This is a genomic window from Bartonella phoceensis (genome assembly GCF_902825145.1).
Taxonomy (GTDB): domain Bacteria; phylum Pseudomonadota; class Alphaproteobacteria; order Rhizobiales; family Rhizobiaceae; genus Bartonella; species Bartonella phoceensis.
The window spans coordinates 123,050-138,585 of the sequence record NZ_CADEAD010000001.1; the positions used below are offsets into that span (position 1 = coordinate 123,050).

The window sequence follows — 15,536 nt, forward strand, 5'->3', positions numbered from 1 at the left end:
CGTATCTTCAAATCATTTAAAATGTTTAGATAACTTTAATTCTTGCGCTTGATAATGTGATCCAGCATTATGCCCGTATAGTATAGACGGCCTATTGAGCATATGTTCATATACTAAACGACCAATAATTTGACCATGTTCTAAGATAAATGGAACCTCACGGCTGCGGACTTCCAAAACTGCTTTTGCTCCTTTTCCACCAGCTTCCATATGCCCAAAGCCTGGGTCAAAAAAACCTGCATAATGCACTCTGAATTCACCAACTAAAGGATCAAAAGGGGTCATTTCAGCTGCGTAAAGCGGGGGAACATGGACAGATTCTCGCGAAACTAAGATATAGAACTCATCAGGATCAAGAATCAATTCCCTTTGACCACGGTTAAAAAGAGGCTCCCAAAAATCTAGAATATCCACAATAGCGTGTTTATCAATATCAATAATATTTGTATGGCGTTTACCACGATAGCCTACAAGTCCATTTTCATCCCCTTTCAAATTAATTGAAATCCCAATACCACCTGCGCTAATATTAGGCAAATCATCCGATATTAGTGTTTCATTTGTATGCAAAGCATGCAACTCAATTTCATTTAAATAACTGTATCCTTTGCGAAATCGAAGTTGAGATAAACGCGAACCGGTACGCACCAAAATTGGAAATGTGCGTGGACTCATTTCAAGATAGAGTGGGCCATGGTAACCGGCATAAATCTTATCAAATTCCCGCGCGTTATCGGTAATCACACGTGTAAAAATATCTAATCGCCCGGTAGAACTTTTTGGATTTGCAACGGCCGATAAAGTTTCCGGTAAAGCCAAACTTTCTAAAAGAGGAACTATATAAACACATCCTGTTTCCAAAACTGCTCCATCTCGCAAATCAAATTCGTGTAATTTTAACCGTTCGATTTTATCTAAAACTTTTACATCAGCGCCCGGCATAAAGGAAGAACGTATACGATAGGCTTTATCTCCTAAACGAAGATCAAGACTTGCAGGTTGTATTTGGGCTGCATCAAATGGCCAAAGAGCCTTGAGAATGCTATTATCAATCAAAACTTGTATATCACTATTTGCCAAAATACCGCTCACACGCACCATATGTTCTGCCTTCCATTTTTACTTCATTTCTTTTTGGCTCAGATGATTGATGAGTGCAAGCTGTTTTAAGGCGACAACAACAATTCTCCTCTGGTTTTGCTAATAAATTTGTTGCTACAATCTACATGAAAACACTATAAGCGACGAAACAGTACTTGGTGCAACATTCCGGAAAGTAAATATAAGAGTTATTTTGTGAATAATATCTTACACAATTCCATTCTTGAATGTTACACAAATAATGCTATCATAATTCAAATCTCTCATAGAATCCGCAGGAATCTTTGTATAATTTATTATGATCATACGCCATCTTAGCGAAAATATTATTAATCAAATTGCTGCCGGTGAAGTTATCGAACGACCAGCAAATGTTGTTAAAGAACTTGTTGAAAACGCTATTGATGCTGGAGCAACCCGAATCGAAATTGTTACAGCAAATGGTGGGAAGAACTTTATAAAGGTCTGTGATAACGGCTGTGGTATTCCTGCAGATCAGTTGACATTAGCAGTTTCTCGCCATTGTACCTCAAAAATTACTGATAATGTGCACAATATTTGTTTCCTTGGGTTTCGAGGAGAGGCTTTACCATCTATTGGTTCTGTTGCTAAACTTAAACTCACTTCACGAACCCGGGATGCTGATAATGCTGCTGAAATTACTGTTACAGCAGGAAAAGTTATTGGCCCCAAACCAGCTGCCGCAAATTGCGGAACGATTGTTGAAGTTCGTGACCTTTTTTTTGTCACTCCAGCACGGCTCAAATTTATGAAAACGGACCGTGCTGAAATGAATGCGATTACTGATATGATTAAACGAATTGCTATCGCATTTCCGCATATCCGTTTTTCCCTTTCAGGCTCAGATAGAACTTCTATGGAATTACCTGCTACGGAAAATAATATCCAAGGACAATTACAACGTATTACGCAAATTATGGGGAAAGAATTTGCTCCCAACAGTATCGCACTGAATGCTGAACGCGAATCAGTTCGTTTGACTGGATTTGCTTGTTTACCATCCTTCAACCGTAGCAATAGCCTTCATCAATTTTCTTATGTAAATGGGCGTCCAGTGCACGATAAATTTCTCTGGGGAGCAATTCGAGGAGCCTATGCTGATGTTATGACACGGGATCGTTATCCTGTATCTATTCTTTTTATTGATCTACCACCTGCTGATGTAGATGTTAACGTCCACCCTGCCAAAGCAGATGTACGATTCCGTGATTCAGGGCTCATTCGCGGTTTAATCGTTGGAGCAATTCGTGAAGCATTGCATCAGACGGGTGTTCGTCCTACTTCAACGCGTTCTGAAGCAATGTTGGCTGCATTTCAGATACAACAGCCATTGAAAACTTTTAAAAATACACATTCACCTTCTTCTTACAGTTCACAGCCCCATCATTTTGCATCCGCATCAATGCTTCATAAGCCATTGGATATTATCAACTCTTTTGGTTTAGAAGAAGATGCTACTCCTCTTATAGACGGTTTAGATACACCAAGTGGTGATACTTACATTTCAAGTACGGCACCTTCACCAGAAGAATTATCTTATCCACTAGGAGCAGCCAGGGCACAAATTCATAAAAACTATATTATTGCTCAAACCAAAGATAGTTTGATTATTGTTGATCAGCATGCTGCACATGAACGATTGGTTTATGAAGCACTCAAGAATGCGCTTTATTCCAAACCACTTCCCTCACAATTGTTGCTTATCCCTGAAATTGTAGAACTCTCTGAAGAAGATGCAACATGCCTTTTAACGCATAAAGATGCTTTGCAGAAATTTGGCTTGTGTATAGAACCATTTGGACCGGGTGCAATCGTTGTACGTGAAACACCCTCCATGTTAGGAGAGATCGATGTACAAGCCCTCATTAAAGATCTCGCAGATGAGGCTGCTGAATATGATACTACAGACAATTTAAAAGCAATGCTTGATTATGTTGCAGCGACTATGGCCTGTCATAGTTCCATACGATCTGGGCGTCTTTTACGCCCTGAAGAAATGAATGCACTGTTACGACAAATAGAAGAAACGCCTAATACGGGAACGTGTAATCATGGACGCCCCACTTATATTGAACTCAAATTGGCTGATATAGAGAGGCTTTTTGGTAGGAAATAAATTTCTCTTCCCCACTTTAGCAAGAAAGAAATATTTTTTAATTCACTATCGGCTTTATTAAGGTATCTTATGGCACTTTACTTGTATAACATCTCATAAGAATAGAAAGGGAGTATAAAAAGTGTTTTCCAGTAATGAACGCGAAGCAAAAATTCATTATTCTAATAATGGATATAAAATCATAGAATATGGAACCTATACCTTTTGTGCTGTCAGTGGACAAAAAATCCCAATAGACGATTTAAAATATTGGAATCATCATCGCCAAGAAGCATATGCGAGTTGTGAAATTTCCTATCATCGCGAACTTGAATGCAATCCATATCTTAACAAATTGTTAGAAACACAGAAAAAATAACCTACTGAAAGCTACAAATTCGCTTCTTAAAAGGAGAGATGTCTACGCTCTCTAAAACGATGCATCACCTCTTCAAGGAGTATACGGCAAAAATCTTTTTGAGCAAAATCAACGCTGACATCAAATACAATAAGATTTTTTAAGTCTTTTTGTACACTACTTGTTTGTATACGTGCATAATCCTTGGCAGTTGTAGCTAGCCATAAATTTTGCATTTTAGCCTTTTGTGCAAGTTTTTTTAAATCGGTGTCGGTAAAAAAATAGTGGTCAGGATAAGAATAAGTTTGCACCACATGACCGGAGAGTTCTTTAATAGATTTGAAAAATTTATCTGGATTACCAATACCTGCAAATGCCAAAAATGATTTTCCTGCAACCTCCCCAGATGCGAATGATTTGAGATGTGCATGATGCGAAGGTTTTCCAGTATTTGTGACAAGGGAAGTAATCTTATCACACGCATCCGAATGACCAAACAATAAAATACTATCCGTCAAAGAAAGCTGTGTTTTTAAGGGTGCACGCAAAGGTCCTGCTGGAAAAACAGCTCCATTACCAAAACCACGCAATGCATCTACAACAAGCAATGCATAGTCCATATAAAGACGACGGCTTTGAAAACCATCGTCCATTAAAATAAGATTACATCCTTCTTGCTTGAGTCGTTGTGCTGCTGCATAACGATCGGCTGAGATAGCCACAAGGGCATGCTGTAGAAGTAAAAGTGCTTCATCTCCAACATCGCGTGCATTATCATATTCCTTATTTACAATATGTACTTCCTTAATTGTTCCACCATAACCACGCGATACAACACCAGGTACAAAACCAAGTTCTTTAGCCACTTGAGCAAAAGCGATAACAACGGGCGTTTTACCAGCACCACCACATGTAAAATTACCAATACACAAGACAGGAAGATCGATAACGGGAAGCTCTCTTGTCATACGGCGATGTAAAAAATAGCCATAACCCCACGAAACTGGTGTTAACAGAGTACGCAAAAAGCTTTTATCTTTCCACCAAAAATGCGGCGCGCTAATGTGCATAGTTATCCTGATTTTGGTTTAACCCTGTTTGTATTACAAGAGGTTGCAAAAAGGGATCAAGAACCTTTAATGTGCGCTCTAGTGCACCTGCCATCCCTGTTGCAACTTCATAGGCTCTATCAGCCATTTCTTGTCGAAATACTTCATTTGTTAAAAGTTTATACACTTGTATAGCAAGCTGTTTTGTATTTTGAATCATATATGCTGCATCACGCATTAAAAATTCTTCAAACATCTCTTGAAAATTTGAGACATAGGGGCCTGTTAAAATCGCTGAACCAAGTAAAGCTAACTCCAATGGATTGTGTCCACCATCCTCACATAATGACTTACCAATAAAAGAAACTTTTGATAAGCGAAGAAAAAGCGCTATCTCCCCAATCGTATCACCCCACAAAATGTCTGTATTGGCATCTGGAACAATATTGCTGCTTCTACGGATAAAACGCAACCCTTTATTGTCACATTTCTTGACAAGGTCTTCCAACCGTTCAGGATGGCGAGGAACAATAATTGTCAATAAATTTGGCAAATAATTTTTAAGAATCTGATGGACCTCAAAAGCAATTTCTTCTTCCCCTTCGTGGGTTGAAATAGCTGCCCAAACCGGGCGATTGCCAATAGCACTCCGATAATATGTAAGCAATTCTTGATTTTCAGCCGGTAAAACATTAGCCTTAAGATTACCAGAAAACGCAACAGATTTTACTCCAAGTGCATGGTAATAAGCGACATCTTTTTCGTTTTGACCAATAGCTAAATCGATATGCTTAAAAATATGTTTGACAAGAAAAGGGCGCTTTTGCCAAGCTTTAAAAGTTCGTTCGGACATATGGGCATTTACCAAAATCTGTGGAATGCGCATTTTAGCAAGCTCTTTAATACGTAAAGGCCAAATTTCCGATTCACAAGTCAGTGCTAGATCAGGCTTCCAATAATGAATAAAACGGCGTACTGCCAAGTCTAAATCCAATGGAGCATACTGATGAATTAACTGATTTCTAAAATGCTTTTTTACGAGGGAAGAAGATGTCACAGTACATGTTGTTAATAATATATTGATTTTTAATGACAAAATATAATCAATGAGCGGAACAAGAGCGAGGGTTTCTCCAACACTTGCTGCATGTAACCAGATTAATGGGCTTTGAGGTCGCTCCTTCTGGCTTTTACCCAAACGCTCTTTTTGGCGACCTCGTTCTTCTTTTCCACGTACAGTACGAAGAAACAAATAAAAGGGTATAATAGGACGTAAGCAAAAACCAAATATCCGATAGATTAAAAGAGCTACATGTGCTTTTAGTTCCATCATGAAAACCACTTCATTTATCTGTTTTGAGATGTCTATAAACTTTTTCTATTAAAAGATTCATCACTCCCATTTATTGCATTCATTTTTTTTCCAGCGAATAGAAAGATATCTTTCACATTTTAGTCCACAAAAAACACTACACTTGTGAGAGGATTATCGGGAAAGAGAATCGCGCTTTTATTCCCTATCTTTTCAAGAACTTTCTCCCATGGAAATGCATATACACAAAATATGATAGGACAGATAAATAATTTAGCGAATAAAATAATCTATTTTCGTATTCTACGCCCTTTATATCCACAAGTATAGTATCTTTTATCAGACTAAAGAGCATTTTGAATGTTAAAAGTTTCCATAAGAATCATGATGGACATAAGGTATTGCCTCGTTTTCTCGAACGATACATAAATTTAAGCTCTTATTTTTTTGTAAATTAAACATTGATTTTTTGGTGAGTAGAACAAAAAAATGTGGCAACAACTTTTTTATTTTGAAAATAAAAAAAGAGATCTCGGATATGCTGTCCATGCAAAAAGTGATAAGGAAATAAATAACAAACATTCTCTATTTTTGCAACATTATCTCAATTTTTCAACTGCAAATTTATTCAATAAGCAAAATGAAAATAAACTTTCCACGCGATAAAAAACTATACGAATACTGTTTTGTCAGTAAAGATTAATTTCCTCGTTAAAAACTCTTTAAAATGTATTATTTTTTTGGATTTTTTTACTCATCCGAACATTCAATCTTTCTCTTTTTTTACTCAGATAACATAGAAAAATAATGATTGAATACTTGGAATTTCTTATTTATCGGTTGTTTCAGTGTCAAGAAGCCGATGCAAGTCTACAATGTAATAACGTTGTAATGCGTTATCTACACTACTTTGTGCTTTCGCCTGCCATGCCTCTTGGGCGGATTGGTAGTCTGGAAAAATACCAACCACATCTAACTCATCAATATTCTTAAATTGGTTACTACTAAGATTTTTCAATTCTCCACCAAATACAAGATGCAAATACTGTTTTTTTTCGTTGGCTTCAGACATATGTGCCTCCATATCATTAAGAGATTTTAGCGCGTTTTTTTATGTGGTTAAACTAACTTTGCTTGACGAACAACACCTATCACCTCCTGACAGCAATTATTTTTTCCAGCGATTAAAAGTCCGTACTGATAATGTTCAATGCCGTAAGATATAAAAGGTGCATCAAGGGATAGAAAACATCCTCCGCATTCCTGTAAAATAAGATCAGCTGCAGCAATATCCCACGCATGACAATTTGGGCGAACTAATACGATATCGATCTCATTTTGAGCAACAAGAACAATACGATATGCAAGAGAGGGAATGTGGCGATAAAAACTGACCCGATTGCAAAAATCATCCGGCAATTTTTGTGCTAACGATTTATCAATTGAGACTTTATATTTTCTATTTGTTTGAGAGAATAAAAGAGGAATCTCTACGTCATTTAATGTTGCTCCTCTACCCGTAACAGCTGCATAAACATCCTCCTGAGCTGGACATTGCACAACACCTACAATAGGACGCTCGTTCTCAATAATAGCAACCGAAATACACCAAGAAGTGCTGCCAGAAAGAAAACCACGCGTTCCATCAATAGGGTCAACCACAAAGTAGCGCGCATAAGCTTTTCGCCCTCGGTCATCTTTTGTTTCCTCTGAAATCCATCCATAATCCGGTCGTGCTCCAAGAAGTTTTTCCTTCAAAAAGCGATCAACTGCGAAATCTGCTTCACTAACCGGTGAATTGCCTTCTTTCATCCAAACATCCAACGCACACCCAAAATACCTCATTGCTAAATCTCCTGCCTCTCGACAAACATCAAGCAAAAGGTTTAAATCAGAAGAATGATGCGTGTTATTTTCCTGCAAGTGTCATCCCTTCAATTAATAATGTTGGAGCTGCTATACCATAACGCCGATCAATATCGCTTGCTGGTGTCAAATGTGCTAACATATGGAGTAAATCAGAACCTAGTGTTACCTCGCTTACTGGATAAGTGATTTCACCGTTTTCAATCCAAAAACCAGAAGCTCCACGACTATACTGACCCGTGACAAAATCAATACCATGCCCGAATAATTCTGTGACATAAAACCCGCTTTGCAAACCTTTTACCATATCATAAGGCGATATTAAACCCGGTTCAATAGCAAAATTAGTGCTGGACGGTTGAACAGATGACGCTGAACGTACACCGTGACCATTGGTTTTAAGCCCTAATTCACGAGCTGAAGATGATGAAAGGAGCCAGTATTTTAAAATACCATTTTCAATAATATTGAGCGTTTGCCCTTCTACTCCTTCTCCATCGAAAGGTCGAGAAGCATTTCCACGTAAGCGCAGAGGTTGGTCTGTCACATTAACATGCGGTTTCATCACCGCTTTTCCCAAGAGATTTTGTAAAAGACTCGTTTTACGTGCCACCGATGCTCCATTAACCATAGATGCGATATGCCCTGCAATTCCACGAGCCACACGCGGATCAAAAATAACATCTACAGTTCCTGTAGCAGCACGAACTGCTCCTAAGCGTCGAACTGCTCCAACACCTGCATTTCTTCCCACAGTTTCTGCTGCTTCCAAATCAGAAAAATGTAGTGCAGTTGTATAATCATAATCGCGCTCCATTGCTGTGCCTTCACCAGCAAGCGCACTGCAAGAACGTGAAAAATAACTGGAGTGATAGGCTCCACAAAAACCATCGCTTGTCACAAGGACAAATCCGCTACGACCATAAGCTGTCGTGGCCCCACCAGAATTGCTCACTCCTTTAACATCAAGAGCTGCTGCTTCCATTTTCAAAGCATCGTCTGTTAGAAAATGACTGTGTGGAACAAAATCATCAAAAAGATCAAGATCTTTAGGATGTGTAACCAAAGACTCTTTATCTGCCAATCCTTCAAATAAACTATCAGGAGAAGCTTTTGCCATCGCAACAGCACGCTCTGCAAGTTTTTGCGGGTAAGCCGCTAAATTAGCAGAAACACTTGCTACTTTTTTACCGACAAAAACTCTTAAGGTGAAATCATTACTCTCTGAAGATTCTGTCGATTCAACTTTTCCAAAACGAACCGATACATTGGTAGAATGTGCGCGAACAATAATAGCATCAGCAGCATCTGCCCCAGAACGTCTTGCCGATTCAACGAGTGAAGCAGCTTTATCAATCTGGTTTTTGTCAGTCATTATGGACTCCCTTAAATATTAACATTCATGTGGTTAAGCCATTTGGCAAATTTATACAAAGTATAGCGCCTGTATGCTTATCAGTAAAAAATCACGCGGTATTAAGCACTTTTTTCTTCGATGAAACAAGCGATTCTCTTTTAGCGCCTTTTCACAAAGGTGCAATATGTTCTCAATTTTTTACTTCCACTATTCCAATACACTTCATATCATGAAGCAAGCTAAATCCACATTTAAATCCCAAAAAGAGGAAACTATACAATGGATAATACTTGGATTTAAGCTCAAATATTCAAGTATTCCAATAATCGGCAGATATTCTAAACCACATACCCCTTGGCCACTAAATGCTAAACCAATTTTCATGTTATCTTGCCTATAAGATTCTTTAATTCTCACGCAAGTACAAGAAACATTTTACTATAATACTCTTTCTTGATGCTTACGAGCTCTTTGTTTCACGAACATAACAATCTTCTGAATGAAACAAAGATTACAGAAAGTGTAAAAGATCACTTCTCTCATTATGATCTTACCAACAGCAGCAGTTATATATTTCCTTAATCCTGCATAGGACGTCAGCCCAAAATCTCTATCGTTTATATCTATTGAAAATAAGTTGTAATCATGGCATTCTTTTTAGCGACTATCGGGAAAATGATAACAGTATCGTGTCTTTTTTATGCACCGTAATTAATTGGTTACTATATTATTAAAGCAAAAGGCTAATTAGCTTCTTCTATAATATCTGTGTCTCAATCCAGTGCCGAAATCAGCATATCATATATAGATTCAATTAATGATAGCAGAATTATAGGTTATAATCCCTTTAAACAGACTCAGAGATCTATGTTAGGTAACGAGACATCTCCACACATAAAAAAAAACAACCATTTTTTGAAGAGATGGACATAATAGATAGAATAAAGTGCTTTTTATAAAAGCTTTAGTGTAGAATGGATTTTACATAAGAGTTTGATGAGGTTTAAAAACATAAAAATGTTTTCTGGAGGGGTATAAAATATCTATGGTTATAAAGGACTTCATTCTCACATAGGCTATAACGCCTACATCGTTTCTTTTTGAAAAATATCAATTTCTTTATATTAATCATCACTACGAAAGAGTTTTATTGCCAGTAAGAGCACGCTGGCTCATTTCAAGCATCGCATCCCGAAGATGTAACTTAATTTTTGATCCAATAATCATTCCAAATAAAGGAGAGAGTAAGCCAGACATCGTCACAGTATGACGAATTGTATTATTTGAAGCATCAGTTTTTTTTGAACAAATATACTCATGATTGAAAATTATACGCGTAAGAGGAAGTTTAGCATAATCAGAAAAACAAACGTTTTTTACAACTTTATTAAGCGTAAAGGTTACTATTGGTCCTTTTTTAGGTTTCATACGTCCTACAGTTCCTTCTTTGAAAGTACCGGAAAGCTTTACCCACTCAAGTTCGTGGTCCCAGCAAGGCCATGTTTCTACATCTTCCCACATAGCCCAAATCTGCTCAGCACTTGCTTCTGTATTAATTTCTTCACTATGTACCCATCTAAACATGAAAGTCCTCTTTTATTTTACAAAAAATTCCCATTTTAAATACATCAATATTTAGGCTAAAAAAACTGTTAAATTTAAGATACTTTTCCCTCAAGTTTGGTCCTGAACAGCATTATTATAATCAAAGAATAAGTGGATCACGATCACTTATTTTAGATCATTCCTTAATGAACAAAGCTGTTCAGTTTCTCAAAGAAGGCTTCTTGAGATGTTTGAGCAAAAACAAAAAATCACCAAAACAGTTAAAGAATTAGCCGTCATAAATCCCCATTACCTCGCGAATTCGGGCTGCATCGTAAGCTGTAATTTCAAAAAACTCGTCGCGCTAACATTTTTCAATGAGGATAGATTAAAAATTCAAGCCCTTGAATCTTTTTCAAAACAACAGATTTTGCTTGTTTATTAAAAATAATACCTTTTCAAAAAGGCAAAAAATGAGGCGCTTGCTCTACTTGATAAATGTGGTTATCCTTAAATATACACTGAAATTCTAACGTTTGAAGAACCTGTCTAGTACCCGTTTTGCAGCGTGGACAGTAAATAAATGCTTCATCTCCCTTAGATGTTTTTTGAAGTGGTCCAGCCTTACCATGAAAGACTTGAAGAAAGCCAAATTCAGCAGTAAGGCGGGCATGCTCTTGGGAAATCACGACTATCCAATGTTTCATTTCATATTCACTTTTTCACCAAGTGAGCAATACTTTCTCCACTGAGTGGAATACCTTTTCAAAAGTGATCCAATAACCAGGGAGAGCTTTCCGCACTGCTGAAGGATGGAAAGAACTAGGCAGAACAAAATTTTAGAAACGAGGTTCGAATTATATAAAGATACGCAAGAACATATTGATACCCATAACTTTTTATAATCCAATAAAAATAAGTATTCAGAGAAAAAATCTCATATCAAAAATTAAAGGTGATCTAAAAGGTGGACAGGTGATGTGTGCAAAGGTGGACGAGAATTTGAATTAAAGTGAAAGTGGAGCAAAGGTTATCAGTATCATTTGTAAAGATGTATCCTTAGAATAAATACTGTGATGAGGTAGGTTTATGATTGAGTGTTTGAAAAAACTATGCATTCTTAGTTTTTTCATGATAGATACTACCATAAGTACTGTAAAATAGGATTTGGTTCTATTACGAAAATTTTTTTAAAAGAAGTGCACAAGTTTTCTGGACATTATAGTGATATTTTTAAGGAGAACAATGATCCTATTGTATTGCGAGAGCAAAATATTTTAAAACAGCAAAGCAATATCTTTAAAGAAATTTCTAGTAATTTTTGAAAGCAAAAAAGCTGAGTTAGAGAATAAAGGCAAAAACGATTGCTGGTTTTTTTCCACTAGATTTATACGTTATTCTACAGATAGATATTTTTTCTATAAAAAGAATTCACAGCGCATATCATTCGTAATGTTTTTGCTTCATTTTGGTATAAAAAAGCAGATCAGCGCGAAAAGCACTTAATCTTATCAATATTGCGTGAAATATGTTGCAGCTCTTGACTGAGATAGTGATCTAAAAGTGTGTATGAAAACACGCGCTCTTTTAAAAAACAACGTGCTACACCAATAAAGATTTTTGCTATGTCATGACAAGAAATTCTAGTTTTCTATCAAAATTCAGAGGATGATCTCCAGTCAAATTTAGCACTGAAGTTACTAATTTTAACTGGAGAACGATTGTATTCATTGTGATATTTGCATCTTGAGTAAATTGATAAAAATATATGGGTGATATTAAAAGAAAATAGTAAAGGGAGTGTAAGGAAAGTTTAAGATTTTCGCATGACACTGAATGATAAAGCCTTAAAAATGGTTGAAAAATCTCTCTTCTTTAAGAAAAATTACTTTCTGTTTCCTGATCTTAAAGGCTTCCAGTTTTTGATGCAAGTACGGAAAATATACAAAACACTTTACAGCTTAATCTGTTGTCTCCATGGTTTTTATTTAAGCTCATAGGAGTTGGATAGCAGAAACAGTGTAAACACCATTTGAAGTTGCTAAAACTGTTCTTGCTCACTCAGAGCTCAGTGACACAAGCTTACTACAAACGGATTTTTTAAAACAACGGCGTATTCTGTTAAAATAATAGGCATCTGTCATTTCAAAATAACGCAAAAAATAGGATACTTCCAAGATGGGTTCTAAAAAGTGCATGCTTTCTTGTCAACTTTTTCTGCTTATTTTTAGGATTTTTCTAAGATCTATCGTGAAAAATACTTCAAATTTCTAATAAACATAGCAACAATTGTACCATGAAAAGGATCATAAGATTTTATTGTAAAAACCTTACAAAAAACACTTGCTTTTCTTTTACTTTTCTAGCACAGGCTTTTTGCCAATCTCTACAGAAAATAACCTACAGACAAATTTAATTTTTAGCCATATCTAAAAGGTATGCGAAGTGATCAATGTACATTTACGTAAGATTTTCCAAATATTGTAAGTGTCTAAAAACAGCCTTATTAGAGAGACTCCTTATGATTTTGACACAAACCTTTAGTTTTTTATTTGCCATTATTTTGAATACGTAAAATGCTGTTTAACACTTCTAAAAATGAGATCTGCAACATAGAAATAAATGCTTCATTCTTTAATTTAGTATCCACCAATAGAATCCTGTCACTTTGTTTTTGAATCAGTTCTTCAAACTCAGCTTGTAGAATTTGAACTTTAAGTTCGCCTTCTTCATCAGCAATAATATAGCAGTGAAAAACACATTCATTTGAATTTTTTATACATTTGTTTTCAAATGTCTTATAAAGACCCTATCAACATCAACCTGTCAAGCTCTATCTCAAAACGCTTTTCAAGCCCTAGAGCATAGGATTGATCATAACATGCTAAATCAGGATGGTTTTCTTTTGTACTTATCCTCTATGGTTTTTTTGGTAGAAAGATCTGGAGTGATATATCTTGTAAATGTTAAGTGTAATTTTACGAGGCATAACCTATTCCGTTAGCTAACTTTTTTCTTCATCTTTCATTTCTTTTGCAAGTTTAGAAACTTTCTTGGAAAAGCTTTGTGGATTGGCATTTCTTTCAGTAATTTTACGGTATATTTTTTCAATTCTTTTATTTTTTTCTTTTCCTAAGCTTATGTATATACAGTATCTTAAATAAAACCCTTGTGTACTTTTCAGATGTAAGAGATCTATCTAATAATTTTTCGTAATTATGAAAGTTATAAAAAGGATATAATTTACAAAATTATTTTAATTTATTTAAATATGCTTTTTCAGCTTCCGCATTTTCTGGAGTAAGAACGAACGCTATTTACAAGACTGTCAACAATAGTACATAAAGTATTTTTTAATGTGCTATTTTTAAAAGAAAAATGCTTTTTTCTTGATTAATTCTACCATCTAAATGCTGGCCACTTATATAACCAGGATATATCAGCCTTTATCTGCAAATTTTTAAAAACCGATAAGATTATCTATACTTTCGGTAATAAAAATGCGATTATGTGTGAAAAGTTGTAGATGATAGTTCTCTTTTAAATTACGTTTGGCATTCGCATATAAATTTTTAATAAAGAAAACTCTATAGCCTCAAGCGTAATCTCTTCCCTATTGCTATTAATTTTTTTCAATCTTCTTCGGTAAATCAATAGACACCTTATTATCACAAAGATTTATTTTAGGAAGTTATCCTAAAATTAAATCTGAAAAAAGTATGCCTAAAAACAGTAGATAATTTCTTCAGTTTTATGTGGAAAATATTTTTATATACGGCATCTTTTAAATCTGTAAAATAATTTCTGTTCTTGTTATCTTTTGATTAATCAGAGGTATTTTTGAATAATCAAGAATCTGATTATCTTTTTTAAAAAATACAATATTAACCTGTATTTTTTTTAAAAGATCCAACCACAACAGTTGCTCAACAACTTTTCCATTTTTTAAATTTAAAATCGTATCTACGATGCAAAAGGATAATACTCATCGTTCACTTCTATATTATAAATTGTAATTTTAAGCGATTCATGGTTACGCATATCTCTAATCGAAAGATAAAGAATCATGAAAAGGAACTACAATACGATTTGATTCAAGAAAGAACTTCTCCTATGACATGATCAATGGCGCTTATAAGACGCGAGTAGTATTATAACCAACTTGGGCAGTAGTAGCTGTACCGAAGCGATGGGAAGAATACATGGCGTCAAGTATGTTCTTCCAAACTCGCACGTTACTTTTTTATTTTTCTCAATTAACAGTTATTTCGTGCAATCTTTCAAGTGCAACTTGTGTTCTTTTCAATTTGATCTTGCATTCATTGATAGCTATCTGTGGAGTTTATTTTATCTTTGTCTGTAGTTATTTATCTAAAGTGGGGGTACTTCATTGGATTTCATTACAAATGGCTATTGCAAGAATTTCATTGATGGAACCATCTTCAAAAAGACCAGTATCAAATTTGCTGATTTTAAATCGAGAAACAACTGCATGAGAAGAAACAGGTATTTTTTTATAAGCCTATGAAACCAGAGACTCTGCTGATCATTCCTATTTATGTTTTTCTATTTTGAACAGTTTATGCAAATTATCGTACACTTTATTTGTTGATATTGCCATATTTAAATTATGCATAAAATGTATGAAGATAATGTGGGATAAACCAAAAAGAGCTTTCAACATTCTTAAACATCAACTTTATTTTGCCGATATTATTGACTTTGATTAGAAGCATGATCTTATTGATTCAACACATTCAAAATGCACGAAAACTATCGGATATTTTTCTAATGGTACGACAGTTATTATCTTTGCTAAGCGTGCTATTAAA

11 protein-coding genes are annotated in these 15,536 nt (G+C 35.5%); 2 read left to right on the plus strand and 9 right to left on the minus strand.

Annotated features, from left to right (window positions below):
* Positions 1-12: 12 nt before the first annotated feature.
* Positions 13-1,101, minus strand: a complete 1,089-nt coding sequence (locus tag J7R07_RS00530) for a 2'-deoxycytidine 5'-triphosphate deaminase (RefSeq protein ID WP_208435009.1) — start codon at positions 1,099-1,101, stop codon at positions 13-15.
* Between the two features lie 298 nt (positions 1,102-1,399).
* Between J7R07_RS00530 and mutL the strand changes: the two genes are divergently transcribed.
* Positions 1,400-3,238, plus strand: coding sequence for a DNA mismatch repair endonuclease MutL (gene mutL / locus J7R07_RS00535; protein ID WP_208435010.1), 1,839 nt, complete (start codon positions 1,400-1,402; stop codon positions 3,236-3,238).
* 121 nt (positions 3,239-3,359) lie between these two features.
* Complete coding sequence (locus J7R07_RS00540) at positions 3,360-3,596, plus strand: DUF2093 domain-containing protein (RefSeq protein WP_208435011.1); 237 nt, start codon at positions 3,360-3,362, stop codon at positions 3,594-3,596.
* Positions 3,597-3,622: 26 nt separating this feature from the next.
* On the opposite strand, the gene lpxK is transcribed toward J7R07_RS00540, so the two are convergent.
* From lpxK to J7R07_RS00580, 8 genes are all read right to left on the minus strand, one after another.
* Positions 3,623-4,645 carry a tetraacyldisaccharide 4'-kinase gene (lpxK, locus tag J7R07_RS00545; protein ID WP_208435012.1) on the minus strand — a complete coding sequence of 341 codons (1,023 nt, stop codon included), beginning with the start codon at positions 4,643-4,645 and terminating at the stop codon, positions 3,623-3,625.
* The gene (gene waaA / locus J7R07_RS00550) at positions 4,635-5,957 is read right to left on the minus strand and encodes a lipid IV(A) 3-deoxy-D-manno-octulosonic acid transferase (RefSeq protein WP_208435013.1); all 1,323 of its coding nucleotides are present in this window, start codon (positions 5,955-5,957) and stop codon (positions 4,635-4,637) included. The genes lpxK and waaA overlap by 11 nt, the downstream gene beginning before the upstream one ends.
* An 808-nt stretch (positions 5,958-6,765) precedes the next feature.
* On the minus strand, positions 6,766-7,008 hold the full coding sequence (locus J7R07_RS00555; RefSeq protein ID WP_208435014.1) for a DUF4170 domain-containing protein: 243 nt from the start codon (positions 7,006-7,008) through the stop codon (positions 6,766-6,768).
* A gap of 47 nt (positions 7,009-7,055) precedes the next feature.
* Positions 7,056-7,859 carry a 3'(2'),5'-bisphosphate nucleotidase CysQ gene (locus tag J7R07_RS00560; protein ID WP_208435015.1) on the minus strand — a complete coding sequence of 268 codons (804 nt, stop codon included), beginning with the start codon at positions 7,857-7,859 and terminating at the stop codon, positions 7,056-7,058.
* The gene (locus tag J7R07_RS00565; protein WP_208435016.1) at positions 7,846-9,177 is read right to left on the minus strand and encodes a TldD/PmbA family protein; all 1,332 of its coding nucleotides are present in this window, start codon (positions 9,175-9,177) and stop codon (positions 7,846-7,848) included. The genes J7R07_RS00560 and J7R07_RS00565 overlap by 14 nt, the downstream gene beginning before the upstream one ends.
* 204 nt (positions 9,178-9,381) lie before the next feature.
* Entirely contained in the window at positions 9,382-9,543 is a 162-nt protein-coding gene (locus J7R07_RS00570; protein WP_208435017.1) for a hypothetical protein, read from the minus strand.
* 750 nt (positions 9,544-10,293) lie between these two features.
* A complete protein-coding gene (locus tag J7R07_RS00575) occupies positions 10,294-10,743 on the minus strand; it encodes an SRPBCC family protein (RefSeq protein ID WP_208435018.1) in 450 nt (149 codons plus the stop codon).
* A 419-nt stretch (positions 10,744-11,162) separates the two neighbouring features.
* A complete protein-coding gene (locus J7R07_RS00580; protein WP_208435019.1) occupies positions 11,163-11,411 on the minus strand; it encodes an EVE domain-containing protein in 249 nt (82 codons plus the stop codon).
* Between the last annotated feature and the right edge of the window lie 4,125 nt (positions 11,412-15,536).